Below are 26,600 nucleotides of genomic sequence, written 5' to 3'. Positions count from 1 at the left end.
CCGGCGACTCAAGGTATTTGCGCGTCCGCGGCCGCAGGGGCCGCGCCCGGCAGAGTCATGCGTATGCGGGAGCCGCCGCGACCAGCCGAGCCGGCCGCAGCCAGCCGGCCGCTCAGGGGCCTGGCTGCCTGCAGCTGCTCGTAGATGCCCGTGACGGCCTTGACGTAATTCATTGTTTCTTTATAGGGCGGAATCGCCTTGCCAAACTTCTGCACCGCACCTTCGCCCGCGTTATAGGCGGCCAGCACCAGATCGAGCCGGCCCGGGAACAAGTCCATCAGATAGCTCAGATAGCGCGCGCCGGCAGGCACGTTCACGGCCGGGTCGGCCAGCTGCTGCTGCAGGCTGCGCTTCTTGCTGGCCGCCACGCCAAAGCGCTCGGCCGTAGCCGGCATCAGCTGCATCAGACCGACAGCGCCCTTGGGAGAGACGGCCTGGGCATCAAAGCCGGACTCCACGGCGATCACGGCCTTGATCAGGTCATAGTCCACGCCGGTTCTCTCGGCCGCCTTCTGCAGATGCGGCCTCACGCTCTTGTAGCGCGGCGAGACCTCGAAAAAGCTCTGCATGCGCGTGCGGGCGTTGAGCCCCTCGGCCGCCGAATCCGGCTTGAGCTGCAGACCCGGCTGGCTGCTGTCGTAGAGCTCGCCCTTGAAGAACAGCTTGTAGCGTTCGTCCAGCGCCTCGGCCGCAAAGTGCGTGACCCCGAATTCATCGACATAGGCCCAGAGATCGGCATGCGCCGCCGGCGCCAGGGCCAGCCAGCCCGAGCCCGCCAGCAGGGCAGCAGCCACCGCACGTCGCAAACGCACAGACGCGAGCCCGCCGCGCGCAGGCGGATGGCTGGGTGAGGCATCGAACATGGGCTTGTGCATGGCTGGCTCCATCGACCGCTAGTGAGCGCTAGTGCAGGCGTTGCAACGCCCGCCTAGATATCGACCTCCACGGCATCGCCATGCAGCTCCATCAGCTCGCGGCGGGCGGCGGCTTCGCCCTTGCCCATGAGCTTGGTGACCACGGCCTCCGACTGTGCAAAGTCCAGATTCATGAACTGCACCGGCAGCAGACGACGCGTATCGGGGTTCAGCGTGGTTTCCCACAGCTGTTCGGCATTCATCTCGCCCAGGCCCTTGAAACGGCTGACCTGGCATTTCTCGCGCGGCACGCCGTCCTTGGCGCATTTTTCGATGATGGCATCGAGCTCGCCCGCATCGAGCGCATAGACCTTGATGGCGGGCTTCTTGCCGCGCGCAGGCACGTCCACACGGAACAGCGGCGGCAGCGCCACATGGATGTGGCCGGCTTCGATGAGCTTGGGGAAATGCTTGAAGAACAGCGTCAGCAGCAGCACCTGGATGTGCGATCCGTCCACGTCCGCATCCGAGAGAATGCAGATCTTGCCGTAGCGCAGGCCGGACAGGTCGGGCTCGTCATTGGGGCCATGCGGGTCCACGCCGATCGCCACCGAGATATCGTGGATTTCGTTGTTGGCGAACAGCCGGTCACGATCCACCTCCCAGGTGTTGAGCACCTTGCCGCGCAGCGGAAGGATGGCCTGGGTTTCCTTGTCGCGGCCCATCTTGGCGCTGCCGCCGGCAGAGTCGCCCTCGACCAGAAACACCTCGTTGACGGCTATGTCCTTGCTCTCGCAATCGGTCAGCTTGCCGGGCAGCACGGCCACGCCGCTGCCCTTGCGCTTTTCCACCTTCTGGCCGGCCTTCTGGCGAGTCTGGGCGGCCTTGATGGCGATCTCGGCCAGCTTCTTGCCCCAGTCCACATGCTCGTTGAGCCACAGCTCCAGCGCCGGGCGCACAAAGCCCGAGACCAGACGCACGGCATCGCGCGAGTTCAGGCGCTCCTTGATCTGGCCCTGAAACTGCGGGTCCAGCACCTTGGCATTGAGCACATAGCTGGCGCGCGCAAACACGTCGTCGGGCATGAGCTTGACGCCCTTGGGCAGCAGCGAATGCATGTCGATGAAGGCCTTGACGGCCTGGAACAGGCCGTCGCGCAGGCCGCTGTCATGCGTGCCGCCCGCCGTGGTGGGTATCAGGTTGACATAGCTTTCGCGCAGTGGCGCGCCGTCTTCGGTGAAGGCCACGCACCAGGCCGCGCCCTCGCCTTCGGCAAAGCTGTCGTTGTTCTTGTCGGCAAAGCCCTCGCCCTCGAACAGGGGGATGACGGGCTCGCCATGCAGGCTCTGCGCCAGATAGTCACGCAGACCGCCCTTGAACTGCCAGCTCTGGGTGTCACGCGACTTTTCGTTGATCAGCGAGACGGCCACGCCGGGCATGAGCACAGCCTTGCTGCGCAGCAGATGCACCAGCTCGCCCATGGGCAGGGCCGAGGATTCGAAGTATTTGGCATCGGGCCAGGCACGTACCGTCGTGCCCTGCTTGCGCTCGCCGGCCTGCAGAGGGCGCACCTTGAGCGGCTCGATCACATCGCCGCCCGAGAACACCAGCGTGGCCACCTGGCCGTCGCGGTGCACCTGCACCTCCAGACGCGTCGCCAGCGCATTCGTCACCGAAACGCCCACGCCATGCAGACCGCCCGAGAAGCTGTAGGCGCCGCCATTGCCCTTGTCGAACTTGCCGCCCGCGTGCAAGCGCGTGAAGACCAGCTCCACCACGGGCGCCTTTTCCTCGGGGTGCAGGCCGAAGGGAATGCCGCGCCCGTCGTCCTCCACGCTGTAGGAGCCGTCGGCGTGCATGGTGAACTTGATTTTCTTGCCGTAGCCGGCAAGCGCCTCATCGGCCGCGTTGTCGATCACCTCCTGCAGTATGTGCAGGGGGTTGTCGGTGCGCGTATACATGCCGGGACGCTGCTTGACAGGCTCCAGACCCTTGAGAACGCGGATCGAGCCTTCGGAATATTCGTTGGACGGTTTGACTGCCATGGGGGCGGATTGTAGTGGCCTCTCCGGAAGAGAGCTGGATAAATTCACAGTTGTTTACTCCCAATACTCTTGCACAAAGCCCGAACATCTGTCTTGGCAACGTGTTTTCAGCGCATCTTGCCCGCTGCGACAACTCTTAAAAAGATAGCTTCTACCGCATGCTATTCAATAGTTTCAGATAGATTTAAATCAGTTTTTATTGCAGTCCTTGCGCAAGGCGCTCACTTTTTATGGATCGCGACTTGCTGCAGGCGCGCAGGGCCCGGCGCCGCTCCCGCATTCTGGCAGCACAGGCTGGCGCACATGTGACGAGCTGTGCCGGCGCGAAGCAGCGGCTTTGGTTACAGTGGTGAGCTGACCGCACCCCAGGCCTTTTTCGCAAGCACGGCATGACAACAAAGACAACTCCAGCCCCCATGTCCATGGCGCAGATTCTTCTGTGCGGTGGCGCCATCGTCACGCTCTCGATGGGCATACGCCACGGCTTCGGGCTCTGGCTGCAGCCCATCACCCAGGACATGGGCTGGACGCGCGAGAACTTCTCCCTGGCCATTGCCGTGCAGAACCTGTCCTGGGGCATCCTGGGCATCTTCGTCGGCATGCTGGCCGACCGCATCGGCGCCTTCAAGGTGCTGATCGGCGGCTCCGTTCTCTATGCCCTGGGTCTGGTCGGCATGGCGCTGTCCCCCAGTTCCACGGTGTTCCTGCTGACCGCCGGCGTGCTGATCGGCGCGGCCCAGGCCGGCACCACCTATGCCGTGATCTACGGCGTGCTGGGCCGGCAGATTCCCGTGGCGCGGCGCAGCTGGGCCATGGGCGTGGCCGCGGCGGCAGGCTCGTTCGGCCAGTTCTTCATGGTGCCCGTGGAAGGCAGGCTGATCGCCCAGTTCGGCTGGTCCAATGCCTTGCTGATACTGGCGCTGTTCGCGCTGCTGATCGCCGCCCTGGCCTTCGGCCTGCGCGAGCCGGGCTTTGGCGGCAGCACGCCCATCAAGCGCGAGCAGACCGTTGGTCAGGCGCTCAAGGAAGCCTGGACCTACCCCAGCTTTCTGCTGCTGATGGCGGGCTACTTCGTCTGCGGCTTCCAGGTCATGTTCATCGGCGTGCACATGCCCAGCTATCTGAAGGACTTCGGCATGGAGCCCCATGTGGCCAGCTATTCGCTGGCCCTGGTCGGCCTGTTCAATATCTTCGGCACCTATCTGGCCGGCAATCTGGGCCAGAAGCTGCCCAAGCGCTATCTGCTGTCGGGCATCTACGGTCTGCGTTCGGTGGCCACGGTGGCCTTTTTGCTGGCCCCGCTCTCGCCCTGGTCGGTCTATGCCTTCTGCGCCGCCATGGGCTTTCTGTGGCTGTCCACCGTGCCGCTGACCAATGCCACCATCGCCCAGATCTTCGGCGTGCAGCATCTGTCCATGCTGGGCGGCTTTGTCTTCTTCAGCCACCAGATCGGCAGCTTCCTGGGCGTATGGCTGGGCGGCTATCTCTACGATATCAACGGCAACTACGACATGGTCTGGTACATCTCGATTGCCCTGGGCATTTTTGCCGCCGTCGTCAACCTGCCCGTGCGCGAGGCAGCCATCGTGCGCCGCACGCCCAGCGCCGCCTGATACCGGAGACACCACCATGCAGCTCAAACTCTGGCAACGCATCTCCATCTGGTGTGCCGTGCTCGTGCTGCTGCTGGCGGTGTTTGCCCTGTATCTGCAACCGGAATTCATGCTCACACTGGCAGACCAGGTCTGGGCCTGCTTCTGAGCTCTTGGGCAAGCCGCCCGGGCGGCATGGCCGGGAGAGAGCATGGCCCGCATCATCATCACCGGAGCCTCGGACGGCATAGGCGCCGAAATGGCCCGCCAGCTGGCGCAAACCCATCAGAGCCGGCTGCAGCTGACGCTGGCCGCACGCAATGCCGGCAACCTGCAGGCCGTGGCAGAACAATGCCGGGCCCTGGGGGCGCAGGTGCTGGAAGTTCCCACCGATGTGAGCGAAGAGGCCCAGTGCCGCGCGCTGATCGACGCCGCAGTGCAGCAGTTCGGCGGGCTGGACGCCCTGATCAACAACGCCGGGGTCTCGGCCCATGCGCTGTTCGAACAGGTCAGCGCGCAAGACCTGGGCTGGTATGAAAGGCTGATGCGCATCAACCTCTGGGGCAGCGTCTGGTGCACCCACGCGGCGCTGCCGCACCTCAAGACCAGCCAGGGCTCCATCGTCGCCGTGTCTTCGCTGGCTGGACTGATCGGCGTGCCAGGCCGCACGGCCTACAGCGCCAGCAAGTTCGCCATGGCCGGCTTCTTTGAAGCCCTGCGCATCGAGCTCAAACCCGCCGGCGTGAGCGTGACCACCGCCTACCCCGGCGTGGTGGATACGCGCATCCGCTACCACGGCTACAACGCCAGAGGCGAAGCCGCAGGCGTCAGCGGCCTCAAGGAAGACGGCGCGATGACGGTGGCCGAATGCGCGCGCCTCATCCTCGACGGCCTGAAGCACCGTCAGCGCGAGGTGGTGATGACAGGCAAGGGCAAACTGGGCCGCTTCATCAAGCTGATCGCCCCGAGCATGGTGGAAGACATGGCCCTGTCCGCGCTCAAGGACGATGTGAAGCCGCACTGAGCCGACGCGAGGCTGCCGAGGTGGAGGCAGGCCATGCAGAAACAGGCCTGCGGGCACTGCTATAGTTTTCGCAAGATGACCAGCCACACCCCGCCTCCCTCAGCCGCCGCCATTCCTGCGATTTCCGCCAGCCACTGCGCGCCGGCGCCCTCCGCCTGGATTGCCCGCTTTGCCCATCTGGTACGCCCGCAGGGCTCGGTGCTGGATCTGGCCTGCGGCATGGGCCGCCATACCCGTTTCTTCTCGGCCCTGGATCACAAGCTGACCAGCGTGGACAAGGCGCCGGAGGCGACCCAGTCCGTGGCGGATATCGCCGAGACGATTACCGCCGACATCGAGAACAACGCCTGGCCGCTGACGGGCCGCAGCTTTGATGGCGTGGTCGTCACCAACTATCTGTGGCGTCCGCTGTGGCCGCTGATTCTGGACAGCGTCAAGCCCGGCGGCGTGCTGCTCTACGAAACCTTTGCCCAGGGCAACGAGGCCTATGGCAAGCCCTCGCGCCCGGACTTTCTGCTCGCTCCCGGCGAGCTGCTGCAGGTCTGCGCCGGCTGGAATATCGTTGCCTACGAGCATGGTCTGCTCGAGCAACCCGCGCGCGTGGTGCAGCGCATCGCCGCCATCCGGCCCGATGGCGCAGCGCTCACGCCTGCCCCATTGCTGCCAGCCTGACACCCTTTTGGCACAGCGATCTGACCGGCGCTCCAGGCCCGGGCCTTTGCAAAGCGGCTGGCGCAGGCCGCTGTCCACAGCCACTGCAGCAACGCCCAAGCGATGCCGGCGCGGCCGCGACCCGGTCCGCAGGCCTTGGCCGGCCGCATCTGTCAGAACTCGCAACACGACCGGATTACCGTCATGGCGTCTGAAACAGACCAGCAATCAACAAACAATATGACGCACAAAAATTAAATATTTCGTCATTTCGTCATTTATCAACAACACTTCGACAAAAACAGAGTTTTGCTAGACACTGTTGACAGCAAACCACTGCTTGCACCCTGTCCCTGTTTGTAGAATTCATTTTTACCGTTTTCTGATTGCGGATATGACATCACCCTCCGTTGCTCTCACTGGCAGCATTGTTGCCCTCATTACGCCCATGCTCGAAGACGGTAGCGTCGACTACCCGTCGCTGCGCAAACTCATCGACTGGCATGTGGCCGAAGGCACCAACTGCATCGGTGTGGTCGGCACCACCGGTGAGTCGCCCACCGTGAATGTCGAAGAGCATTGCGAAATCATTCGCGTCGCCGTGGAGCAGGCCGCCGGCCGTGTCTCCATCATGGCCGGCTGCGGTGCCAACAGCACGCACGAAGCCATCGAGCTGGCCAGGTACGCCAAGAAGGTGGGCGCAGACAGCCAGCTGCAGGTCGTTCCCTACTACAACAAGCCCACGCAGGAAGGCCAGTACCAGCACTTCAAGGCCATCGCCGAAGCCACTGGCGACCTGCCCGTGGTTCTGTACAACGTGCCCGGTCGCTCGGTCGCCGACATGCAGCATGACACCGTGCTGCGTCTGGCCCAGATCCCCGGCATCATCGGCATCAAGGAAGCCACCGGCAACATCGAGCGTGCCCAATGGCTGATCCGCGATGTGCCCGCCGGCTTCGGCGTCTACTCCGGTGACGACCCCACCGCCGTGGCACTGATGCTGTGCGGCGGCCACGGCAATATCAGCGTGACGGCCAACGTCGCCCCCCGTCTGATGAGCGAGCTGTGCAAGGCCGCCATGGCCGGCGATACCAAGCGCGCCATGGAAATCCAGTTCAAGCTCATGCCCCTGCACAAGAGCCTGTTTGTGGAAGCCAATCCCATTCCCGTGAAATGGGCAGCAGCCCGCATGGGTTTGTGCGGCCCCGCCATGCGCCTGCCCATGACGCAGCTGAGCGAGCAATGCGAAGCAGTTGTTGAGGATGCTCTGCGTAAAGTTGGCGTACTCTGATCGAGTTGCGCTAAGCTAGCGGTTTTTCGCACATAGCTTGAACGCTACCCAAGGACAATCCGCGTGAAACAACAAACAGCACGTTTGAGCCTGCTCAGCATCGCGCTGGGCCTGTCTGCCTGCACGACCACGTTCCAAGAGACCAAGATCGACTACAAGAGCGCGGGCAAGAATCAAGCTCCCTCTCTCGAAGTTCCTCCGGATCTGACGCAGCTGTCGCAAGACTCGCGCTATACCGTCCCTGGTGGCGTGGTATCCGCTGCTGCCATGCAGGCCAACGCCCAGGCAGCCAAGCCGACCGACAACAACACTGCGGCCAACAAGATTGGCGACGTCCGCATCGAGCGTGACGGCGCCGAGCACTGGCTGGTGGTGGATCGCGGAGCCGACAAGCTCTGGGAGCCGACTCGCGATTTCTGGCTGGAAAACGGCTTCATCTATGCGATGGAAGACCGCCAGCTGGGCATTCTCGAAACCGACTGGGCCGAAAACCGCGCCAAGCTGCCTCAGGACATCATCCGCAGAAGCCTGGGCAAGGTTTTCGACTCGCTCTACTCCACCAGCGAGCGCGACAAGTTCCGCACCCGCCTGGAGCGTGAACCCGATGGCAAGACCCGCATCTATGTCACCCACCGTGGCATGCAGGAGGTCTATACCAGCGAGCGCAAGGACAACACCATCTGGCAACCGCGTCCTCGCGACCCCGAGCTGGAGACCGAATTCCTGCGCCGCATCATGGTCAAGCTGGGCGTGAGCGAAGAGCAGGCCTCTGCCGTCGCCAAGGCCGACAGGTCTGCGGCCACCACCTCGACCAGCGCACGCATGGACACCGTCAACGGCGTGCCCACACTGCAGCTGGAAGAAGGCTTTGAGCGCGCATGGCGCCGCGTTGGCGTGGCACTGGACCGCACCGGCTTCACCGTGGAAGACCGCGACCGCAGCCGTGGCCTCTACTATGTGCGCTACGTGGACCCCAATGCCAAGCAGGAGTCCAAGGGCTTCTTCAGCAAGATCTTCAGCCAGGGCAAGGAAGCCGCTGCGCCTCAGAAGTACCAGATCCAGGTCAAGGGCGATGGCAACAAGTCCCAGGTCAGCGTGCTCAATGAGCAGGGCCAGCCCGACAGCAGCGCCAACGGCCAGCGCATCGTGCGCATCATCACCGATGATCTGAAGTAAAGAGCACTGCCCCCCTACAAAAGCCACCAGGCTCGGCCCTGGTGGCTTTTTTCATGCCCGAACGAATCGAACTCCGTGCTCATGACGCGCTCTTGTCCAGCAGAATCGGCTCAGGCAAGTGCGGACCTTGTATGGCGACACGTATCCGCAACTCAAGAACCCGCTGTAAACTCCAGACGCAAAAAAACCGCACCTGGGTGCGGTTTTTTTTACGCTCGAGGCCTGGACCTCAAGCTGGCTGATGCAGCGAATTACTTGGCAGCAGGAGCTTCAGCGGCGGGAGCAGCAGGAGCGTCAGCGGCAGGAGCAGCAGGAGCGTCAGCGGCGGGGGCGGGGGCTGCAGGAGCGTCAGCAGCAGGAGCAGCAGCGTCAGCGGCGGGAGCAGCAGGAGCTTCAGCAGCAGGAGCGGGAGCAGCAGGAGCTTCCACAGCAGGAGCGGGAGCAGCAGGAGCTTCTTCCTTCTTGCCGCAAGCAGCCAGAGCAGCAGCAGCGATCACGGTAGCCAGAATCAGAGAGTTCTTCATGACGATTTCCTAAATGGTAGGTTCAGCAGACGGTATGCAGATTGCCATTACGGTCAGCCTTTTGCAGCTATTGATCGCTATGGCAGATCAGGTCAAACGATAAATTCGACTCAGACCGCATTATAGGTAGTTTTGCCCATTGCTGACTGATACTGACAGCAACTAAACAATTCTGCACAAATCGGTGCGTTCTCATTTACCGGGCAAGCCCACGCTTGCCTTGAGTCACACTGTGGAGCATAAATTTCTTCCTGTCAAATCCCTGACAGAGCTTTGACGAAGATTTACATAATCTACACAAAGCCCGCCAAATCAACGGAAGCCACAGAGGACAAACCCGTAAGTTAGCACGATCGCTGTTACAAGTCCACCCTGTTTCAGTCGCCCGAGCGAACCCAGCCCGCATCGAACCACGATGACAGCAACTCCAGCGCATCATCGCTGGCGGTTGCCAGATCCTTGCGCGACAGCGCCCGGGTGTCAGCCAGCTTGCGCATCAGCGTGGCATCGCGGCCGCCCGCCAGATAGCTTTCGCCATTGATGAAGATGTGCTTGGCGTCATACATCATGCGCGTTCGGCGATCCAGCACCACGCTTTCGAACATGCCGTTTTCATCGCCATGCTCGAACCAGACATTGGGCTTGGGGTCGCTCAGATATTCGCCCAGCGCGCGCTCCAGTGCCAGCGGCTCGGCCATGGCCTTCTTCAGTGCCTCGCGGGCAAAGTCATACATGGCTTCAGGAATCAGCGCCGGGTTGCTCACGGCCTCCTGCTTGGGGTCGCGATAGATGACCGGCGTTTCGGGCTCGTCGGGCTCATCCGACATGCGCAGCAGCAGCTCGCGGCCCAGCTCGCTGCGATCGGGCGAGCGGAAACCGATCGAATAGGTCATGCACTCGCCTTCGGCCACACCGTCATGCGCCCATTTGGGCGGCAGATACAGCATGTCGCCCGGCTCCAGCACGAACTCCTCTTCGGGCTCGAAATGGGAGAGAACCTTCAATGGCTTGCCCGGCTGCAGGGACAGGTCTTTCTGACGGCCGATGCGCCAGCGGCGCTTGCCATGGGCCTGCAGCAGGAAGACGTCATAGCTGTCGAAGTGGGGCCCCACGCCGCCTTGATCGGTGGCAAAGCTGATCATCAGATCATCGAGACGCGCCTCGGGCACAAAGCGAAATTGCTGCAGCAGCTCGTGTGCCTTGGCGTCATGCATGTCCACGCCTTGCACCAGCACCGTCCAGCCCGGCTTGGTCAATGCGGGCAGGCTGCGCCGGGACAGCGGGCCGTGACTGAGCTTCCAGTTATCGCCTTCCAGCTGCTGGATCAGGCGCGACTCCACGCCCTCTTCGCCCGCCATGGCCAGCAGGCGAGCACGCGGAATCGGGGCCTTGAAGCCGGGAATGGCCTGGCGCACCAGCAAAGGCTTTTTATGCCAGTGCTTGCGCATGAATTGAGAAGCGGTAAGTCCACCCAGCAGGGTGAGCGGCGTATTGATGTCCATGAATCCAGTCCTGCTTTCTAAGCAACGGACTGCATTGTCCTATAGGCCTCGATATCGCTGGTCGGCACAGATCAATGACCGAGCGCTCTGAACTCGGACGGCGACATGCCGGTGTGGGCCTTGAAGGCCCGGCTGAAGTGAGCGCTGTTGCCAAAACCGCAGCCCATGGCGATCTCGGTGATGGTGCGATGCGCAAGCGCCGCGGAATGCAGCTCCCGCATGCAAAGCTCCAGCCGGCTTTGCTGGATGAAAGCGCCCAGCGACTGTTCACGCCCCGCAAAGGCATTGTGCAGATGACGGCGGCTGCAGTTGAGCGCCTGAGCCACCTGGTCGACCGACAGCCCAGGGTCGCGCACATGGCTGGCCACATGGTCGCAGATGCGCTCGTACAAGGCCTGCTTCTGCGTCACCGCCGTGGCCTGCCCGCCAAGTGCCTGCAAGGACAGGTGCACCATGTCCACCAGCAGCTCCCCGGCGCGGCGCGCCAGCGGCGCCGTCATATTGTCGAGCTCCTGATAGGTGCTGCGCATGGTCTGCAGCGCAATGCGGGCCATGCCGGAGCTGCCTCCTACGGATAGCCCCATGAGGTTTTCCAGGCGCAGGCCTCGCTCGGCAATGCTCTGCTTGGGCACCATCATGATCAGGTGCTCCGTGTGCTGAGGGTTGTCCACCACATAGGGCTGCGAGGTGTCATAGATGGCCCAGCTGCCGTTGCTCACCAGGGTCCGGCTGCCGCCTTGCTCCACCTCGGCGTGACCGCTCCAGGGCGCGACGATCTTGAGATAGGCGGCTTCGCTGTCGCGCTGGCGGTGGCTGCCGCGTATGACGCGATGACGTCCGGCCTCCAGCTTGGTGAGCATGACATCGCCTGCGTACGCCACGCTCAGGTGCCCGTCAAAACAGGTGTCGCCATAGAGATCCGTGTCCAGGCCCGAGAACAGCTGCGCCATCCAGCCCTGCCAGGCAGCTGCAGTTTCCTTCTCGGGAAGACCATCGGTACTCAGTACCACGGGCGCGGTCATGGGCCTTGACTCCTCGTTGTATCGATCCCTGCCTGTGCCGGCAAAGTATGGCAATTATCGGCAAGTGCGCGCCCTGGTGCTCTCGGCACGGGGAATCTCCCGCCAGCACCTCGATCTAGTGCAAACCCTAGGTCAGGTGCACGATTCGTCAAACGGTTTGTGCACATTGCGCACAGCATCCCAACCAGGCTTTTTCTACGATCACTTCCACGCCATTGACCGGCGGCATATCAGGACAGAGGGGGACCAGCCCGGTGACGCAAGCCTTGCGCGACGCCCCCGCTTTTCAAACAGCATCCACCAGCAGTGACTGTGCTCACACGCCCCTGGTGGTGAAGGAAGCGAAGATGATTGAACAAAGCATGCTCATCGGCGGCCAGACCGCCCAGGCCAGCAACGGCGCCACTTTCGAGCGCAAGAACCCTCTGGACGGCTCGGTCGCCACGCGCGCTCCGGCCGCCACCACGGCCGATGCCGTGCGTGCCGTGCAAGCCGCCGAGGCAGCCTTTCCCGCCTGGGCAGCCCTGGGCCCCACCGAGCGCCGACTGATGCTGATGAAGGCCTCCCAGGCCCTGGAAGCCAAGGCCGAGGCCTTTGCCGCTGCCATGGCGGCCGAAACCGGTGCCTCCGGCATCTGGGCCGGCTTCAACGTGCATCTGGCCGCCAATATGTTTCTCGAAGCCGCATCGCTGACCACCCAGATCAACGGCCAGCTGATTCCTTCAGACATTCCCGGCAGCCTGGCCATGGCCGTGCGCCAGCCCGCCGGCGTGGTGCTGGGCATCGCCCCCTGGAATGCCCCCATCATCCTGGCCGTGCGTGCCATCGCCACGCCCCTGGCCTGCGGCAATACCGTGGTTCTCAAGGGCTCGGAACTGTGCCCCGCCACCCATGGCCTGATCATCGAAGCCCTGCAGGAAGGCGGCCTGCCGCCTGGTGTGGTGAATTTCGTGACCAATGCGCCCGAAGACGCCGGTGCCGTGGTCGAAGCCATTGTGGCCCACCCCGCCGTGCGCCGTGTGAATTTCACCGGCTCCACGCGCGTGGGCCGCATCATCGGCCAGACCTGCGCCAAATACCTCAAGCCCGTCATTCTGGAACTGGGCGGCAAGGCCCCGTTCCTGGTGCTGGACGATGCCGACATCGATGCCGCCGTGGCCGGCTGCACTTTCGGCGCCTTTGCCAACTCGGGCCAGATCTGCATGTCCACCGAACGCATCATCGTGGACGAGGCCGTGGCCGAGGAATTCATCGCCAAGCTGGTGGGCCGCGCCCAGACCCTGCCTCTGGGCGACCCTCGCCAGGGCCCCGTGGTGCTAGGCTCGGTCGTGGACATGAACACCGTGCACCGCGTCAACGAACTCATCGACGATGCCGTGGGCAAGGGCGCCAGGATTCTGTGCGGCGGCAAGGCACGCGACACCCTGATGGCCGCCACGCTGATCGATGGCGTGACCCCCGAGATGCGCATCTTCCGCGAAGAGACCTTTGCCCCGGTGAAGGCCATCGTGCGCGTGCATGGCGAAGAGCAGGCCATCGCCATGGCCAACGACAACGAGTTCGGTCTGTCCTCCGCCGTCTACACCAGGGACACGGCCCGCGGCTGGCGCGTGGCCGCTCGCATCGAGGCGGGCATCTGCCATGTCAACGGCCCCACGGTGCACGACGAAGCACAAATGCCTTTCGGCGGCGTGAAGAACTCGGGCTATGGCCACTTCGGCGGCCAGGCCGGCATCGACGCCTTCACCGATACCCGCTGGATCACCATGCAGACCAGCCCACGTCACTACCCCTTCTGAAGCGCGATGGAACGGCAGGCACAGCCCGGCAGCCGTGCCTGTGTCTCTGTGCCCGAAACCTCGGTGGCCGAGCTTGCACCTTGCGTCGGCCATGAACACCGCCTGACAGGAAAGCGCCGGGCGGCTTTGCGGCTTGCGGCTTGCTGTTTCATCACTGGCAGTCAGCGCCGTGGCTGATTGAGCCCGAGGCCAGCTCGGCGCTCAATTCAACAGACTCGATGCCTGCACGCCGGCCCTGAACTGCGCAGGCGTCTGCCCCGTGTGCTGCTTGAACAGGCGGCTCAGATGCGCGCCGCTGGCAAAGCCACTGGCCAGCGCCAGCTCCGTCAAGGTGCAGTGGCGATTGGCAGGACTGAGCAGTTCGCGCTGGAACAGGGCCACGCGCTCGGCCCAGATATGCTGGCTGATGGACAGCCGCTCATCGGCAAAGGCGTTATACAGATGCCGCTTGCTGCAGTTGAGCGCTGCGGCCACGGCATCCACGCTCAGGGCCGGATCGCGCAGGTGCTGGCGCACATAGGCCTTGATGCGGCCCAGCAGCAGCTCGCTGGCGCTCAGCGAGGCCGCACGGCCACAGGCGTCAAGCAGGGACAGCTGGATCAGCTGCAGCAGCGAATCCGTCACATGCTGGGCCAGGCCCTGGCCCATGGCCCGGCATTCGGCAAAAGTACCGCGCATCATGTCCAGCGCAATGCGGGACACGCCTTCGCTGCCGCCCACATAGCGCCCCATGAGGGCATCGATGGCGCGGCCATGGTCTTCAAAGCGGCTTTTGGGCAAGGTGATGATCAGATGCTCGCACCACTCGGGGTTGAGCACCTCGTACTCCTGCGTGGTGTCATAGATCAGCCACTGGCCGCTGCGCGCCACGGCTTCGCGCCCGTTCTGGCAGACGCGGGCCTCGCCATGCCAGGGGGCCACGATCTTGAGAAAGTCGGTGCTGTGGCGTGCCATGCTGGCCGAAGTGCGTCGCACGCGATGGCGGCTGGCCTCGATCCGGGTCATGCCCACCGGCCCCAGCTCGAAGGTGCCCAGCCGCGCCGAGAAATGCTGGTCGCCATAGACATCACTCTCCAGTCCATAGAGCGTGGACATCCAGTGCTGCCAGGCGCCCACGGCTTGAGCACCTTGCATCTCGGTCATCTTCTCGATCACTTGGTTGGCAGGAATGTCTGGCCGCATCTGGGCTCCTGAAGAAGTACCAGGATGCTTCATTATCCATAGCGACCCGGACCCGGGTCCGGGCAAAACCGGCGCCTCGCAGGGAAATCAGTGTTTACCCACAGACACTTGCATGCTCAGACAAGACGCAATGCACGCCCAGACAAACACCTGTCGCCGCACTTTCCTACGATGGCCGAAGAACCCGGACACCCGTCCATCAAAAAGGAGACAAGCATGACATTCGCCGACAAGCGTTTTGTTCTCAAGAGCCTGGTCGCGGCCACCGCACTGGCGGGCCTGTGCGGCACGGCACTGGCCCAGGAAGCGCCCAAGTCCATCCGCATCGGCTGGGCAATTGCCAAGACGGGCGTCAACGCGGGCGGAACCTCCGTGACCACGGCGCCCAACTACAAGCTCTGGGTCAAGGAGATCAACGACGCCGGCGGCATCATGCTCAAGGCCTATAACAAGCGCGTGCCCATCGAGGTCATCGAATACGACGACCGCTCCAGCACCGAGGAGGCCGTGCGCGCCACCGAGCGCCTGATCACCCAGGACAAGGTCGACTTCGTGCTGCCGCCCTGGGGCACGGGCTCCAATCTGGCTGTGGGGCCGACCTACGAAAAGCACAAATACCCGCTGCTGGCCGCCACCTCGGTGACCGACAAGGCCCCCGATCTGGCCAAGCGCTGGAAACATGCCTTCTTCTTCCTGGGCACGGGCGGCGAATATGCCGAGGGCCTGGTCGCCATGCTGGAAAAGGCCAAGAAGGACGGCAAGATCAACAACAAGATCGCCATGATTAACATCGCCGACGGCTTTGGCGTCGAGCTGGCCAATGCCACGCGCAAGGCCGCCAAGCAGCATGGCTTCGAGCTGGTCTACGACAAGAGCTATCCGATCGGCACGCAGGACATGACGCCCATCATCAACGAGGCCAAGGGCAAGGGTGCCGACACCTTCGTGGCCTACTCCTACCCGCCCGACACCATGCTGATCAACGAGCAGGCCAGAACGCTGGGCCTGGCTCCCAAGGTGCTGTTCACCGGCGTGGGCACGCAATTCCCCATGTTCAAGGGCAAGTTCGGCGCAGCGGCCGAAGGCGTGATGGCGCCGGGCGGCATCGATGCCGGCAACCCGCAGATGCAGGCCTATCTGAAGCGCTTCAAGGAGGTGACCGGCCAGGAATCGGACCGCTTTGCCAGCCCCATCGTCTACACCTCGCTGCAGATGCTGCAGCAGGCCATCGAGCGCGCGGGCAAGATCGATCGCGCCGCCGTAACCCAGGAGCTCAAGAGCGGCAGCTTCGAGACCGTACTCGGCCCCGTCAAGCTTGAAGGCCAGATGCTGACCAAGCTCTGGCATGTGGGCCAGTGGCAGAACGGCGAGTTCAATGCGATTGCGCCGACCAACCGGGCGGGTGTCAAACCTGCGGTGATCCCTAGAAGCACCCCCTGAGGCGCTGCGCGCCTTCCCCCTCTCTCTACGCGCTTCGCGCTACGGGAGGGGGACGATGCCATCGCCGCGAGGCGGCTCTTGCTCGGCATCTCTGATACCCCATGGTCACGAGTGTGCCCAGCTCCGCAAGAACTATCAAAACAAGAGCTGCTAGCGCATTACCTAAAAGCACTTTGCATTGATTTCATAACAAGAACAATGAATCACCAGCGGTATACGCTATGAATTTAATAGACATCCTTCTCGCTGGCGCCATGCTGGGCGGGCTCTACGGCCTGGTGGCCATGGGGCTGACGCTGCAGTACGGCGTGGCGCGCATCATGAATCTCTCGTATGGGGAGTTTCTGATTGCGCCGGCCTTTCTGGCCTTTTTTGCGGTGAGCAGCTGGGGTATTTCACCGCTGCTTCTGGTGCTGCTGGTGGTGCCGCTGGGCTTTGCCATCCAGTGGCTGATCTATCAGTTGCTGCTGACCCCACTGGTGCGCCGCGCCAAGGGCGGGCCGGCGCTGGAGGTGGATTCAATTCTGGCCACCTTCGGCATGCTGTTCGTCGTGCAGGGCGTCATGCTGGTGATGTTCGGCGGCGACTATCACAGCTACAGCTATCTGTCCGAACCCGTGGAGATCCTGGGCAGCAAGGTCGCGGCCAACCGTCTGCTGGTGCTGGGCTTTGCGATCGTGCTGGGCGGCGGCCTGTACCTGCTGCTGACGCGCACCCGCGCCGGCGCCGTGGTGCGCGCGGTGTCCGTGGCACCGCAGTTCGCACATCTGGTCGGCATCAATGTGCGCAGCACGGCGGCACTGGCCTACGGTCTGGGCGGTGCGCTGGTGGCGGTCTGCGGCGTGCTGGTCAGCATGTTTCTGCCCTTCTCGGCCGGCATGGGCACCATGTTTGCCATGAAGGCGCTGATCGTCGTCATCATGGGCGGAGTGGGCAATCTCATGGGTTGCCTGGTCGCCGGCATGCTGCTGGGCTTTGCCGAGACGCTGGTCGCCTCCTTTGTCGACCCCGGCCTGACGCTGGCCGTCAATTACGCGGTGTTCCTGCTGGTGCTGCTGTTCAAGCCCACAGGGTTGTTCGGGAGGGCCGCACGATGAATCCGAACCATCGCAAGGAAATCCTGATCTGGGCTGTCAGCGCCGCCGCCCTGCTGGGCCTGGCACTGCTGCCGCGCTGGCTGACGGACGAGTACTACCTCTCGCTCATGATCAGCATCCTGATGTACTGCGTGCTGGCCACCGCCTGGGCGCTGTTCTCGGGACCGACGCGCTATATCTCGCTGGCCACCGTCGCCTTCTTCGGCATGGGCGCCTATGTCACCGCCGTGTTCGGCGAGTCCCTGCCCTGGGCCGCCGTGCTGGGCATTGCGGCCGGCGTGGGCCTGGTCATGGCCTTGATCGTGGGGCTGTCCACGCTGCGGCTGTCGGGCGTGTACTTTGTGATCTTTAGCTTCGGCCTGGCCGAGCTGGTCAAGCAGCTCGTCACCTGGTGTGAAGTCAACATCACCAAGGATCTGGGCCGCTATGTGTTCGTGGAGATCACCCAGCTCGATATCTACTGGCAGTTGCTGGCCATGCTGGCCCTGGTGCTGGCGCTGCGCGCCCTCATCAACCGCTCGCGCCTGGGTCTGGCCCTGCGTGTTATCGGCGAGGACGAGACCGTGGCCACCCATGTGGGCATCAACACCACCACGGCCAAGCTGCTGCTGTTCGCCGTCAGTGCCGTGTTCATCACCGTCACGGGCGCCATCATGGCTCCGCGCTGGACCTATATCGACCCCAGCATTGCCTTTGCTCCCGCCGTCTCGTTCCAGACGCTGATCATGGCCTTGCTCGGCGGTGCCGGCGCGCTGTTCGGGCCGATTCTGGGGGCCGTCCCGCTGGTGCTGCTGTTCGAGTACCTGGGTGCCAACTTCCCCAACCATTTCTCGATTCTGCTGGGCCTGGTGTTCATCGTGATCGTCTACTTCATTCCCCAGGGTCTGTCTGGCGTGCTGGCCAGGCTGCTGGGCAGGAATGCGGCCAGCAAGGGAGACCAGCCATGAAGACCCCCACCCTGCTTTCCGTGCGCGGCGCCACCAGGCGCTTTGGCGGCCTGGTGGCCGTCAACGAACTGAGCTTTGACGTCTACCCAGGCGAGGTCGTGGGGCTGCTCGGCCCCAATGGCTCGGGCAAGACCACGGCCATGAATCTGATCTCGGGCGCCCTGCCCGTCAACGGCGGCGAGATCGTATTCAACGGCAAGCCCATCCACCAGCTCAAAAGCCACCAGATCGCCCGCCTGGGCGTGGCACGCACCTTCCAGCTGGTCAAGGTGCTGGGCTCCATGAGCTGCACCGACAACGTCATTGCCGGCATGGCCTTCAAGCCCCGACCACTATTTGGCAAACCTGCTGCTGCGCGTGCCCTGCAACTGCTCAATCAGGTGGGTCTGGCCGAATTTGCGAATACTCCTGCAGGCGACCTCACCTATATCAACCAGAAGCGTCTGGAGCTGGCCCGCGCGCTGGCGCTGGAGCCGCAGATCCTGCTGCTCGACGAATGGCTGGCCGGACTCAACCCCACGGAGCTGCAGCAGGGCATTGCACTGATCCGGCAGCTGCAGGCCACGGGGCTGACGATTCTCATGGTCGAACATGTGATGGACGCCGTACACGCGCTGTGCAGCCGCTGCGTGGTGATGAACGCGGGCACGAAAATAGCCGACGGCCCCACGGCCCAGGTGCTCAAAGAGCCCGAGGTGGTGCGTGCCTATCTGGGGGAAGAAGTGAGTGCAGATGAAGACCGGTCAGCGGAGGCCAGCCATGCTTGAAGTGCGCAATATCTCGGTGAGCTACGGCAAGCATGAGGCGCTGCACCAGGTCAGCCTCCAGGTCAGGCCCGGCGAGCTGGTCGTCATGCTGGGCGCCAACGGAGCGGGCAAGTCCAGCCTGCTCAAGGCGCTGGGCGGCATGGTCACGCCGCAGACCGGGGCCAGCGCGCAACTGGCCGCTCAGGAGCTGATGCAGCTGCCGCCGCATGCCATCGTGCAGTCGGGCCTGGCCCTGGTGCCCGAGGGGCGCGGCGTGTTCGGCGATCTCAGCGTCAAGGAAAACCTGCTGCTGGGAGCCCAGCCCCGGCGCGCACGCGCCAATGAGGCCCGGAATCTGGAGCAGGTCTTCGCCCTCTTTCCCAAGCTGCGTGATCGCCTGGCCCAGGCCGTGCGCACCATGAGCGGCGGCGAACAGCAGATGGTGGCCGTGGGCCGCGCATTGATGAGCCAGCCCGATATCCTGTTGCTGGACGAGCCTTCGCTGGGCCTGTCGCCGCTGATGTGCAAAGAGCTGTTCGCAGCCCTGGCGCGCATCAAGACACTGGGCATGGGCGTGCTGCTGGTGGAACAGAACGCGCGCCAGAGCCTGGCTATTGCCGACCGTGGTTACTTGCTGGAAACCGGGCGCATCGTGGGCGAAGGCTCGGCTGCAGAACTCAGCAGCAGCCCCGCCGTGCGCCGCGCTTATTTAGGCGGTGAACACTGAACACTGAAAAGGAGACCCAAAAATGATCGAACAAAAAATGCTGATAGCCGGCCAGGAATGCGCAGCCGGCAATGGCGCGACCTTTGAACGCAGGAACCCACTGGATGGCAGCGTGGCCACACGCGCGCCGGCAGCCACGGCCGAGGATGCAATCCGCGCCTGCGATGCAGCGGCAGCAGCCTTCCCCGCCTGGTCGCAACTGGGGCCGAACGCCCGCCGCGCCATGCTGATGAAGGCCTCGCAGGCGCTGGAAGCCAAGGGCGAAGCGATTGCCGCGGCCATGGCTGCCGAGACCGGCGCCTCGGGCATCTGGGCCGGCTTCAACGTGCATCTGGCCGCCAGCATGCTGCTGGAAGCGGCTTCGCTGACCACGCAGATCAATGGCGAGATCATTCCCTCCGACGTGCCCGGCAGCGTGGCCATGGCCGTGCGCCAGCCGGCCGGCGTGGTGCTCGGTATCGCGCCCTGGAATGCCCCCGTGATTCTGGCCGTGCGCAGCATCTCCACGGCCCTGGCCTGCGGCAACACAGTGATCCTCAAAGGCTCGGAACTCTGCCCCGCCACCCACGGCCTGATCATCGAGGCGCTGCAGGACGCCGGCCTGCCCGCCGGCGTGGTGAACTTTGTGACCAATGCGCCCGCCGATGCGGGCAGCGTGGTCGAAGCCATCGTGGCCCACCCGGCCGTGCGCCGCGTGAGCTTTACCGGCTCCACCAAGGTGGGCCGCATCATCGGCCAGACCTGCGCAAGACATCTCAAACCCGCGCTGCTGGAGCTCGGCGGCAAGGCCCCCTTCCTGGTGCTGGACGATGCCGATATCGATGCGGCCGTGAGCGCCGCCACCTTTGGCGCGTTTGCCAACTCGGGCCAGATCTGCATGTCCACCGAGCGCTTCGTGGTGGATAACAAGGTGGCCGACGAGTTCATCGCCAAGTTTGCCGCCAAGGCCAGCAGCCTGCCGCTGGGTGACCCGCGCAAGGGCCCCGTGGTGCTGGGCTCGGTGGTCGATCTGGCCACGGTGGAGCGCTGCAATGCCATGATCGATGACGCGCTGGCCAAGGGCGCAAAAATCGTCTGCGGCGGCAAGGCCGAGAACACGCTGATGCCCGCCACGCTGATCGACCATGTGACGCCCGCGATGCGAATCTTCCACGAGGAGACCTTCGGCCCGGTCAAGGGCATCGTGCGCGTGAACGGCGAGGAAGAAGCGATTGCCACGGCCAATGACAACGAGTTCGGTCTGTCCTCCGCAGTCTTCACCCGGGACACGGCCCGCGGCTGGCGTGTGGCTGCGCGCATCGAGGCCGGCATCTGCCATATCAACGGCCCCACGGTGCATGACGAAGCCCAGATGCCTTTTGGCGGCGTCAAGGCATCGGGCTATGGCCATTTCGGCGGCCAGCAGGGCATCAATGCCTTTACCGAAACCCGCTGGGTGACCATGCAGACCGCAGAACGCCACTATCCGTTCTAAAGACCCCCTGAGCGGCTTTGCCTGGGCGGCCCCGCCGCTTCCCCCTCTCTGCTTCGCGGAGGGGGACGACAGCTTTGCTGCGCGGCGGCGCTTGCTTGCTGTCCCACACTTAGGTCGCGCCCTAGTTAAAGCTCGCGCCCATCGCTACTGAAATTAAAAAAGCCACCTGATTTGAAAACGCCAGGTGGCTTTCTTTTTTCCTTCTCACTATCTAATCCATAGCTGCTAGCGCTTGATGGAAAAGGGCTTGAGCCTCAGAAATCTCAAAGCATGTAATCAGGCAAAGTCATCGTCAAAGAAGCCGCCGCCATCATCCCAACTGCCGCTGTCAAAGCTGGCTGAGTTATCTATGCTGCCAAGGCCCGCATCGTTGGCCAGGCTCGAGGTATTGCCGCTGTCGCCATGTAGGCCCTGGCTGCTGCTGTCCTGCGCCAGCGACTTGCTTTCGCTGCCGCCGCCCTGGCTGCCCGAGCCGGCGTGATGGCCGCCCATCAGATTCTCCAGCCCGTTGAACAGAAACATGCCGCCCGCCACACCGGCGGCGGCCGCTGCGGCATTGCCCAGGAAGCTGCTGCCGGTCGCGGCAGCTGGCTGGCCGTAGGCCTGCGGCGCTGCAGCACGGGGCGCAGAGCCGCCGCCAAAGAAACGGTCGCGCCAGCTGGAAGACTGAGGCGCCGCTTGCTGCTGGTTCTGCGGCTGGTACTGAGGCTGATACTGGGGTTGATAGGGAGGCTGGGCATTGGCAGCGTAGCCACCATCCTCGGCATGGCGCTCGGGAGCGCGGCCGAAGTGCGTGCCCAGGCCACCCGAGAGAAAGCTGCCTGCGCCCTGGCTCTGGCTTTGCTGGGCCTGTTTCACCTGCTGCTCGAGTTCGCCGATCTGCTGCTGGGCCTGCTGAATGGCTTGCTCCAGCATCAAGGTGCGCTGGGCCAGCCAGTAGACCGCATCGGGCGCGGTGCTCAATCCACGGCGCAGCTCGGCATCGGCCTGCGCGTCCTTGGGCTGGCCCTGGGTCAGCGTCAGCCTGGCGCACAGGTCTTGCAGCAGTTGTTGTTCCTGAGGGGTCATGGTGCCTTCCTTAAAGCCCGCAAATTACTTGCAGCAGAGATGGGGTCAGTATGCAGGCCTGCAAGAGCGCCAATGTGAAGGCCGTGCAAGTGCTTTTTGCAGGGTGTAACAAAAGGCCTGTGCTGCAGTTGCGAGCAGCGCATGGGACAATGCCTGCCATTGCGCCACGGTCGTGGCGGCGTTTCAATTTCGGCTGCGGGACTGGCCCGCGGCCCACCAACTGCATACACACACCATGGAAGTTACCCAACAATGCGTGGTCGCCCTGACCTGGACACTGAAAGACACCCTGGGCGAGGAGCTGGACGTGCTGGACGAGCCCGTGGAATTTCTCGTCGGCGGCGATGACCTGTTCAAGCGCATCGAAGAGGCTCTGCAAGGCCACGGCGTAGGCACCACACTGGACCTGCACCTGGAGCCCGAAGAGGCATTCGGCGACTATGACGAGAGCCTGATCTTCCTGGAAAAGCGCGAGCTGTTCCCCGAAGAGATCGAGGAAGGCATGAGCTTCGAGAGCAGCGCGATGCCCAAGGGCACCAACCCCGTGCCTGCCGACCTGCTCTACACGGTCACGGAAATCTATCCCGAGCATGTAGTGCTGGACGGCAACCACCCGCTGGCCGGAATCGCCATCCGCCTGCACCTCAAGATCGAAGCCGTGCGCGAGGCCACCGAGGAAGAAATCGGCCGCGGCACGGCCGGTACGGGCTTTTTCCGTATCGAGCCCATGGCCCCGGGCAATGAAACACTTCACTGACACTCCCTGAGGCGCTTTGCGCCTTCCCCCTCAGGGGGACGTCAGCTTCGCTGCGAGGCGGCAGGGGGCGCCTGGGCTCTTGCTTGCTGTCACTGAGTTGCGCTGCGCCACAGGTTCAAGCATCACTCATCGATGCAGGCAAAGAAATAAAAAGGGACTCCGAGGAGTCCCTTTGTCATTCGCGCCTGAGTGCTCAGCGGCGGAAGATCTGGTTGCCTTCCACGCGCACGTATTCGCCGATGCTCAGCTGCGGAGGCTGCTGGTAGTCCAGAGCGCGCACGCTGCCGTCCTGCAGCTGCACGGTGACGCGGTAGATATCGCGCACGCTGCCGCCGCCCACACTGTTCTGCACGGCGTTGCCGGCCAATGCGCCGCCCACCACACCGGCAATCGTGGCCAGCGTGCGGCCAGAGCCCTTGCCCACCTGGTTGCCCAGCACGCCGCCGATCACGCCGCCGGCAATCGCGCCGCCCGCACCCACACCGCTGCCGTCCTGCACGCGCACGGTCTCGATATTCATCACACGGCCCTGCTGGGCGTATTGCTGAGGCTGCTGCGAATAGCAGTTGGGATTGTTGTAGCCGCAGTTATTGGCGGGATAGGTCTGGGCCTGGTTGTTGCCCACGGGATAGGCCTGGGTGCTGCCGGGGTAGCCCGAGCCAGAATAGGCACCTTGGGAGTAGCCGCCCTGGTAGCCGCTGTTTTGATAGCCGCCTTGAGGATAGGCCGCGCAGGCCGACAGAGCCGCAACGATTGCGCTCACCATGGCCAACCGGCCCCAGCGTTGATTGATTTGCATGGAAATCTCCTGATTGGCGCATGCACATTCCATGCGCCGCAGTCCCTGTTATGAGTTGCTCTGCAAACCTTGCACGGTCTGCCTTCCCATTGCAACGCAGCACCGGCTCGCCAGGACGACAGGTTTCACATTTGCTCACAATACTTTGAGTAAAGCGCAGCCGTTTACAACTCTTCAAACCATAGCACTTTGCCCTTTGCAGCACTCGTTTTCGATGCAAATATCATTTGAAACCGCCATCACGAAACGCTAAAAGCTATCAAACAGATAGCAATATCAACCTTTGCTGCGTACGCGCAGCACTTCGCCGCTGCGGCCGTCGACATAGAGCTTCACAAAGCGCCCGTCGCTGGCCGTGGCCTTGACCTTGTAGAGGCCGTCGTCCCACTCCACCTCCTGGAATTCGCGATAGCCGGCCTTCTCCAGCCGGTCGCAGACATCGCGGATGGACAGGGTCGGCCCGAGCGCCATGCCGCGCACGGCGGCCACCGAGGCCGAGGCACGATCCGCCAGGGAGTTCTCCGCGGCCAGGCAGGTGCCTGCGGACAGCAGCGCAGCGCCCCCCAGCAAGGCGATGCCGCTGCGGCGCTGCATGGACCGGTACAGCGACAAGACGCGAGCGGACATGGCAAAGACGGGGGCTTGAAGACGAGACATGGAAACTCCTGCAGTAGGTTGGTGAACGATGGGGACAAAAAGACGGCCCGCCGGGCGAGAGCTGCGCTGTTGCGGGTTGCGGCCGATTGTTCGCATTCCCTCCTGAACCGTTTCTGAAGCCGGCATTCAGCTTTCGTTCATCGATGCAGGCCTATAACCTTGGCTGCAGAACGCAACCAGACCTCATCACCAACCACTCCTGCCCGCTCGCCATGTCTTTTTCCAATGCCTCCAATGACCCGCAATCTGCGCACCGCCCACGCCGGCGCGCCCTTCATGCCGTGCTGGCCATGCTGCTGGCAACGGCAGGCTTTGCCGCGCTGAGCCTGTGGCCCGCCACCTCGGATGCCGGTGACAACGACCACGAGCTTGCCCGTCAGGCCCTGCGCCAGGGTCAGGTGCTGCCGCTGCGCACTGTTCTGGACCAGGTCGAGCAGCAATACCAGGGCCAGGTCATCAAGGTGGAGTTCGACCGTGAGGACGGCCGCTTTGTCTACGAGATCCGGCTGCTGCAAAGCGATGGCAAGGTGGTCAAGCTGGAGATCGATGCCAGCAACGGCAGCCTCATCAGCATGAAGCGCAAGAAGTGACCCCGGCACTCAGGAAGGCTGCAGAGCATGCGAATTTTGCTGATTGAAGACGAACCCACGCTGCGCGAGCAGCTGCATCAGGCCCTGCTGCAGGCCGGCCACACCGTGGAGACGGCCGCCGATGGCGAGACGGCGCAATACCTGGGCGAGGTGGAGAGCTTCGACGCTGCGGTGCTGGACCTGGGCCTGCCGGTGCGCGACGGGCTGAGCGTGCTGCGCGCCTGGCGCGCTCAGGGCCGCTCCATGCCGGTGCTGATCCTCACCGCCAGAGCCGCCTGGCATGAAAAAGTCGCAGGCATGGATGCCGGAGCCGATGACTATCTGGCCAAACCCTTCCACATGGAAGAGCTGCTGGCGCGTCTGCGGGCGTTGCTGCGGCGCCTTAGCCCGCATGCCAGCGCGCTGTGGCAATGCGGGGCCATCACCCTGGATTCGCGCCAGGCCCGTGTCACCGTCGAAGGTCAGGCACTGACGCTGACCAGCCATGAATTCAAGGTGCTGGCCCTGCTGATGCAGCGCATGGGCGCCGTGGTCTCGCGCACCGAGCTGTCCGAACATATCTACCCGCAGGACAGCGACCGCGACTCCAACACCATCGAGGTCTTTGTCGGGCGCCTGCGAAAAAAGCTGCCCGCTGGCTCGATCGAAACCGTGCGCGGCCTGGGCTATCGCCTGGTCGCGCCATCCAACCAAGAATAAAGCCTATGTCCGAGCACACCCTGAACTCCCCCATGACCCAGCAGCCGCCACCGCTGAGCGCGGGCTCCTGGAAGAACTCGCTGCGCCTGCGACTGCTGGCGGGTGCCCTGATCTGGGTGCTGGCAGCACTGCTGCTCACGGGCTGGGGTCTGCGCACGCTGTTTGCCGAGCATCTCACCCAGCAGCTGCGCAGCCAGCTGGTGGCCAAGCTCGACCGGCTCAGCGGCGCCGTCAACTACCAGCCCGACCAGGCCGTCCCGGTCACGGTCTCGCCCTTCTCCGGCGACCCCTTGCTGCAGCAGCCGCTATCGGGCATGTACTGGCAGGTGGACCTGCTCGATGCGGCCGGCAAACAGACGGTTCAGGCCGGCATCCAGCGTTCGCGCTCGCTCTGGGACCAGACCCTGGACTGGCCCTTCTTCCAGGCCGACAAGGTCTGGGAGCCCACCCTGCCCCTGCATGCACCGGCAAGCTATGGCCATATGTCGGACGGCAATGGCAACACCCTGGTGATCGTGACGCGTACCGTACAGCTGCCCGAGGCCGATGCCCCGCCGCTGCGCCTGATGATTGCTGCCGACTCGGCCATGCTGGCCACGCCGCTGCAGCGCTTCACCAAGATGCTGGTGGCCGCGCTGTGCATGCTGGCAGCGGGGCTGATCGCCGCCGTGGTCGTGCAGCTGCAGCTGGCGCTGGCTCCGCTGGCCGCTTTGCGCCGTCAGCTGGCCGCCGTGAGCCAGGGGGAAGCTCCGGAAATCCGGGGCGAGCACCCGGCCGAGATCATGCCCCTGGTTCAGGAGTTCAACCATGTGCTGCGCATGAATGCCGAGATGGTGGAGCGGGCCCGCACCCAGGCGGGCAATCTGGCCCATGCGGTCAACACCCCGCTGAGCATCATGGGCAACGCGGCAGCGCAGCAGGACAGCCCGCTGGCGAC

At 63.7% G+C, this 26,600-nt stretch carries 25 protein-coding genes and 1 pseudogene; 17 read left to right on the top strand and 9 right to left on the bottom strand.

What is annotated here, in order from left to right; translation table 11 throughout:
* Positions 1–8: 8 nt before the first annotated feature.
* Together ACLBXN_RS03590 and ACLBXN_RS03585 are read right to left on the bottom strand one after the other, a co-directional pair.
* Positions 9–875: a lytic transglycosylase domain-containing protein gene (locus ACLBXN_RS03590; RefSeq protein WP_447611158.1), complete on the bottom strand. Its 867-nt coding sequence runs from the start codon at positions 873–875 to the stop codon at positions 9–11.
* Positions 876–928: 53 nt separating this feature from the next.
* Complete coding sequence (locus tag ACLBXN_RS03585; RefSeq protein WP_003064589.1) at positions 929–2,899, bottom strand: DNA topoisomerase IV subunit B; 1,971 nt, start codon at positions 2,897–2,899, stop codon at positions 929–931.
* Between the two features lie 416 nt (positions 2,900–3,315).
* Between ACLBXN_RS03585 and ACLBXN_RS03580 the strand changes: the two genes are divergently transcribed.
* From ACLBXN_RS03580 to bamC, 6 genes are all read left to right on the top strand, one after another.
* Positions 3,316–4,512, top strand: a complete 1,197-nt coding sequence (locus ACLBXN_RS03580; RefSeq protein WP_447611193.1) for an MFS transporter — start codon at positions 3,316–3,318, stop codon at positions 4,510–4,512.
* A gap of 16 nt (positions 4,513–4,528) precedes the next feature.
* Positions 4,529–4,660, top strand: a complete 132-nt coding sequence (locus ACLBXN_RS03575) for a hypothetical protein (RefSeq protein WP_003057673.1) — start codon at positions 4,529–4,531, stop codon at positions 4,658–4,660.
* Between the two features lie 42 nt (positions 4,661–4,702).
* Positions 4,703–5,515: an SDR family oxidoreductase gene (locus tag ACLBXN_RS03570; protein WP_447611155.1), complete on the top strand. Its 813-nt coding sequence runs from the start codon at positions 4,703–4,705 to the stop codon at positions 5,513–5,515.
* Positions 5,516–5,548: 33 nt separating this feature from the next.
* Entirely contained in the window at positions 5,549–6,187 is a 639-nt protein-coding gene (locus ACLBXN_RS03565) for a class I SAM-dependent methyltransferase (protein WP_447611154.1), read from the top strand.
* A 373-nt stretch (positions 6,188–6,560) separates the two neighbouring features.
* The gene (gene dapA / locus ACLBXN_RS03560) at positions 6,561–7,457 is read left to right on the top strand and encodes a 4-hydroxy-tetrahydrodipicolinate synthase (RefSeq protein ID WP_407715347.1); all 897 of its coding nucleotides are present in this window, start codon (positions 6,561–6,563) and stop codon (positions 7,455–7,457) included.
* A gap of 63 nt (positions 7,458–7,520) precedes the next feature.
* Positions 7,521–8,633 carry an outer membrane protein assembly factor BamC gene (gene bamC / locus ACLBXN_RS03555; protein WP_003057678.1) on the top strand — a complete coding sequence of 371 codons (1,113 nt, stop codon included), beginning with the start codon at positions 7,521–7,523 and terminating at the stop codon, positions 8,631–8,633.
* 251 nt (positions 8,634–8,884) lie between these two features.
* Here the strand turns inward: bamC and ACLBXN_RS03550 are convergent, their stop codons facing one another.
* The 3 genes from ACLBXN_RS03550 to ACLBXN_RS03540 all read right to left on the bottom strand — a co-directional run bounded on the left by ACLBXN_RS03550 (position 8,885) and on the right by ACLBXN_RS03540 (position 11,681).
* Positions 8,885–9,157, bottom strand: a complete 273-nt coding sequence (locus ACLBXN_RS03550) for a hypothetical protein (protein WP_447611153.1) — start codon at positions 9,155–9,157, stop codon at positions 8,885–8,887.
* A gap of 377 nt (positions 9,158–9,534) precedes the next feature.
* Complete coding sequence (locus ACLBXN_RS03545; protein ID WP_003057679.1) at positions 9,535–10,659, bottom strand: JmjC domain-containing protein; 1,125 nt, start codon at positions 10,657–10,659, stop codon at positions 9,535–9,537.
* A 71-nt stretch (positions 10,660–10,730) separates the two neighbouring features.
* Positions 10,731–11,681: an AraC-like ligand-binding domain-containing protein gene (locus tag ACLBXN_RS03540; RefSeq protein ID WP_447611152.1), complete on the bottom strand. Its 951-nt coding sequence runs from the start codon at positions 11,679–11,681 to the stop codon at positions 10,731–10,733.
* A gap of 347 nt (positions 11,682–12,028) precedes the next feature.
* Here ACLBXN_RS03540 and ACLBXN_RS03535 point away from each other — a divergent pair, with 347 nt between their 5' ends.
* The gene (locus ACLBXN_RS03535; RefSeq protein ID WP_447611151.1) at positions 12,029–13,480 is read left to right on the top strand and encodes an aldehyde dehydrogenase; all 1,452 of its coding nucleotides are present in this window, start codon (positions 12,029–12,031) and stop codon (positions 13,478–13,480) included.
* Positions 13,481–13,681: 201 nt separating this feature from the next.
* Here the strand turns inward: ACLBXN_RS03535 and ACLBXN_RS03530 are convergent, their stop codons facing one another.
* On the bottom strand, positions 13,682–14,662 hold the full coding sequence (locus tag ACLBXN_RS03530) for an AraC family transcriptional regulator (RefSeq protein ID WP_343676466.1): 981 nt from the start codon (positions 14,660–14,662) through the stop codon (positions 13,682–13,684).
* 216 nt (positions 14,663–14,878) lie between these two features.
* Here ACLBXN_RS03530 and ACLBXN_RS03525 point away from each other — a divergent pair, with 216 nt between their 5' ends.
* From ACLBXN_RS03525 to ACLBXN_RS03500, 6 genes are all read left to right on the top strand, one after another.
* A complete protein-coding gene (locus tag ACLBXN_RS03525) occupies positions 14,879–16,102 on the top strand; it encodes an amino acid ABC transporter substrate-binding protein (protein WP_447611150.1) in 1,224 nt (407 codons plus the stop codon).
* Between the two features lie 221 nt (positions 16,103–16,323).
* Entirely contained in the window at positions 16,324–17,199 is an 876-nt protein-coding gene (locus ACLBXN_RS03520) for a branched-chain amino acid ABC transporter permease (RefSeq protein ID WP_043004316.1), read from the top strand.
* On the top strand, positions 17,196–18,146 hold the full coding sequence (locus ACLBXN_RS03515; protein ID WP_447611148.1) for a branched-chain amino acid ABC transporter permease: 951 nt from the start codon (positions 17,196–17,198) through the stop codon (positions 18,144–18,146). The genes ACLBXN_RS03520 and ACLBXN_RS03515 overlap by 4 nt, the downstream gene beginning before the upstream one ends.
* On the top strand, positions 18,143–18,913 hold the full coding sequence (locus tag ACLBXN_RS03510) for an ABC transporter ATP-binding protein (protein ID WP_447611147.1): 771 nt from the start codon (positions 18,143–18,145) through the stop codon (positions 18,911–18,913). Before ACLBXN_RS03515 ends, ACLBXN_RS03510 begins: the two co-directional genes overlap by 4 nt.
* On the top strand, positions 18,906–19,619 hold the full coding sequence (locus ACLBXN_RS03505) for an ABC transporter ATP-binding protein (RefSeq protein ID WP_447611146.1): 714 nt from the start codon (positions 18,906–18,908) through the stop codon (positions 19,617–19,619). The genes ACLBXN_RS03510 and ACLBXN_RS03505 overlap by 8 nt, the downstream gene beginning before the upstream one ends.
* A gap of 22 nt (positions 19,620–19,641) precedes the next feature.
* Complete coding sequence (locus ACLBXN_RS03500) at positions 19,642–21,093, top strand: aldehyde dehydrogenase (protein ID WP_447611145.1); 1,452 nt, start codon at positions 19,642–19,644, stop codon at positions 21,091–21,093.
* Positions 21,094–21,369: 276 nt separating this feature from the next.
* Here the strand turns inward: ACLBXN_RS03500 and ACLBXN_RS03495 are convergent, their stop codons facing one another.
* Positions 21,370–22,161: a DUF2076 domain-containing protein gene (locus ACLBXN_RS03495; protein WP_447611144.1), complete on the bottom strand. Its 792-nt coding sequence runs from the start codon at positions 22,159–22,161 to the stop codon at positions 21,370–21,372.
* Positions 22,162–22,396: 235 nt separating this feature from the next.
* On the opposite strand from ACLBXN_RS03495, the gene ACLBXN_RS03490 reads away from it, so the two are divergent.
* Complete coding sequence (locus tag ACLBXN_RS03490) at positions 22,397–22,918, top strand: FKBP-type peptidyl-prolyl cis-trans isomerase (protein ID WP_003076357.1); 522 nt, start codon at positions 22,397–22,399, stop codon at positions 22,916–22,918.
* Between the two features lie 193 nt (positions 22,919–23,111).
* Here ACLBXN_RS03490 and ACLBXN_RS03485 read toward each other — a convergent pair whose 3' ends face one another.
* Both ACLBXN_RS03485 and ACLBXN_RS03480 read right to left on the bottom strand, forming a co-directional pair.
* Positions 23,112–23,717, bottom strand: a complete 606-nt coding sequence (locus ACLBXN_RS03485) for an outer membrane lipoprotein (protein WP_043004358.1) — start codon at positions 23,715–23,717, stop codon at positions 23,112–23,114.
* Between the two features lie 276 nt (positions 23,718–23,993).
* Positions 23,994–24,374 (bottom strand): PepSY domain-containing protein, encoded by a 381-nt coding sequence (locus ACLBXN_RS03480; protein WP_043004308.1) that lies wholly within the window; start codon positions 24,372–24,374, stop codon positions 23,994–23,996.
* 281 nt (positions 24,375–24,655) lie between these two features.
* Between ACLBXN_RS03480 and ACLBXN_RS03475 the strand changes: the two genes are divergently transcribed.
* The 3 genes and pseudogenes from ACLBXN_RS03475 to ACLBXN_RS03465 form a co-directional block, all read left to right on the top strand.
* Entirely contained in the window at positions 24,656–24,964 is a 309-nt protein-coding gene (locus tag ACLBXN_RS03475) for a PepSY domain-containing protein (protein WP_003057703.1), read from the top strand.
* 27 nt (positions 24,965–24,991) lie between these two features.
* A complete protein-coding gene (locus ACLBXN_RS03470; protein ID WP_003057704.1) occupies positions 24,992–25,663 on the top strand; it encodes a response regulator transcription factor in 672 nt (223 codons plus the stop codon).
* A 5-nt stretch (positions 25,664–25,668) separates the two neighbouring features.
* Positions 25,669–26,600 (top strand): annotated as a pseudogene (locus ACLBXN_RS03465) (ATP-binding protein); the annotation flags it as partial.

This window comes from Comamonas sp. C24C (assembly GCF_053345995.1).
This window is presented reverse-complemented; position numbering and strand designations above follow the sequence as displayed.

What these genes read in the sequence shown, in the direction of transcription:
- ACLBXN_RS03580 (WP_447611193.1), top strand. Translation starts at nt 3,316, where the DNA reads ATGTCCATGGCGCAGATTCTTCTGTGCGGTGGCGCCATCGTCACGCTC.
- ACLBXN_RS03535 (WP_447611151.1), top strand. Translation starts at nt 12,029, where the DNA reads ATGATTGAACAAAGCATGCTCATCGGCGGCCAGACCGCCCAGGCCAGC.
- ACLBXN_RS03525 (WP_447611150.1), top strand. Translation starts at nt 14,879, where the DNA reads ATGACATTCGCCGACAAGCGTTTTGTTCTCAAGAGCCTGGTCGCGGCC.
- ACLBXN_RS03530 (WP_343676466.1), bottom strand. Translation starts at nt 14,662, where the DNA reads ATGCGGCCAGACATTCCTGCCAACCAAGTGATCGAGAAGATGACCGAG.
- ACLBXN_RS03575 (WP_003057673.1), top strand. Translation starts at nt 4,529, where the DNA reads ATGCAGCTCAAACTCTGGCAACGCATCTCCATCTGGTGTGCCGTGCTC.
- dapA (WP_407715347.1), top strand. Translation starts at nt 6,561, where the DNA reads ATGACATCACCCTCCGTTGCTCTCACTGGCAGCATTGTTGCCCTCATT.
- ACLBXN_RS03500 (WP_447611145.1), top strand. Translation starts at nt 19,642, where the DNA reads ATGATCGAACAAAAAATGCTGATAGCCGGCCAGGAATGCGCAGCCGGC.
- ACLBXN_RS03515 (WP_447611148.1), top strand. Translation starts at nt 17,196, where the DNA reads ATGAATCCGAACCATCGCAAGGAAATCCTGATCTGGGCTGTCAGCGCC.
- ACLBXN_RS03590 (WP_447611158.1), bottom strand. Translation starts at nt 875, where the DNA reads ATGCACAAGCCCATGTTCGATGCCTCACCCAGCCATCCGCCTGCGCGC.
- ACLBXN_RS03495 (WP_447611144.1), bottom strand. Translation starts at nt 22,161, where the DNA reads ATGACCCCTCAGGAACAACAACTGCTGCAAGACCTGTGCGCCAGGCTG.
- ACLBXN_RS03490 (WP_003076357.1), top strand. Translation starts at nt 22,397, where the DNA reads ATGGAAGTTACCCAACAATGCGTGGTCGCCCTGACCTGGACACTGAAA.
- ACLBXN_RS03470 (WP_003057704.1), top strand. Translation starts at nt 24,992, where the DNA reads ATGCGAATTTTGCTGATTGAAGACGAACCCACGCTGCGCGAGCAGCTG.
- ACLBXN_RS03585 (WP_003064589.1), bottom strand. Translation starts at nt 2,899, where the DNA reads ATGGCAGTCAAACCGTCCAACGAATATTCCGAAGGCTCGATCCGCGTT.
- ACLBXN_RS03550 (WP_447611153.1), bottom strand. Translation starts at nt 9,157, where the DNA reads ATGAAGAACTCTCTGATTCTGGCTACCGTGATCGCTGCTGCTGCTCTG.
- ACLBXN_RS03485 (WP_043004358.1), bottom strand. Translation starts at nt 23,717, where the DNA reads ATGCAAATCAATCAACGCTGGGGCCGGTTGGCCATGGTGAGCGCAATC.
- ACLBXN_RS03480 (WP_043004308.1), bottom strand. Translation starts at nt 24,374, where the DNA reads ATGTCTCGTCTTCAAGCCCCCGTCTTTGCCATGTCCGCTCGCGTCTTG.
- ACLBXN_RS03565 (WP_447611154.1), top strand. Translation starts at nt 5,549, where the DNA reads ATGCAGAAACAGGCCTGCGGGCACTGCTATAGTTTTCGCAAGATGACC.
- ACLBXN_RS03545 (WP_003057679.1), bottom strand. Translation starts at nt 10,659, where the DNA reads ATGGACATCAATACGCCGCTCACCCTGCTGGGTGGACTTACCGCTTCT.
- ACLBXN_RS03510 (WP_447611147.1), top strand. Translation starts at nt 18,143, where the DNA reads ATGAAGACCCCCACCCTGCTTTCCGTGCGCGGCGCCACCAGGCGCTTT.
- ACLBXN_RS03520 (WP_043004316.1), top strand. Translation starts at nt 16,324, where the DNA reads ATGAATTTAATAGACATCCTTCTCGCTGGCGCCATGCTGGGCGGGCTC.
- ACLBXN_RS03540 (WP_447611152.1), bottom strand. Translation starts at nt 11,681, where the DNA reads ATGACCGCGCCCGTGGTACTGAGTACCGATGGTCTTCCCGAGAAGGAA.
- ACLBXN_RS03505 (WP_447611146.1), top strand. Translation starts at nt 18,906, where the DNA reads ATGCTTGAAGTGCGCAATATCTCGGTGAGCTACGGCAAGCATGAGGCG.
- ACLBXN_RS03570 (WP_447611155.1), top strand. Translation starts at nt 4,703, where the DNA reads ATGGCCCGCATCATCATCACCGGAGCCTCGGACGGCATAGGCGCCGAA.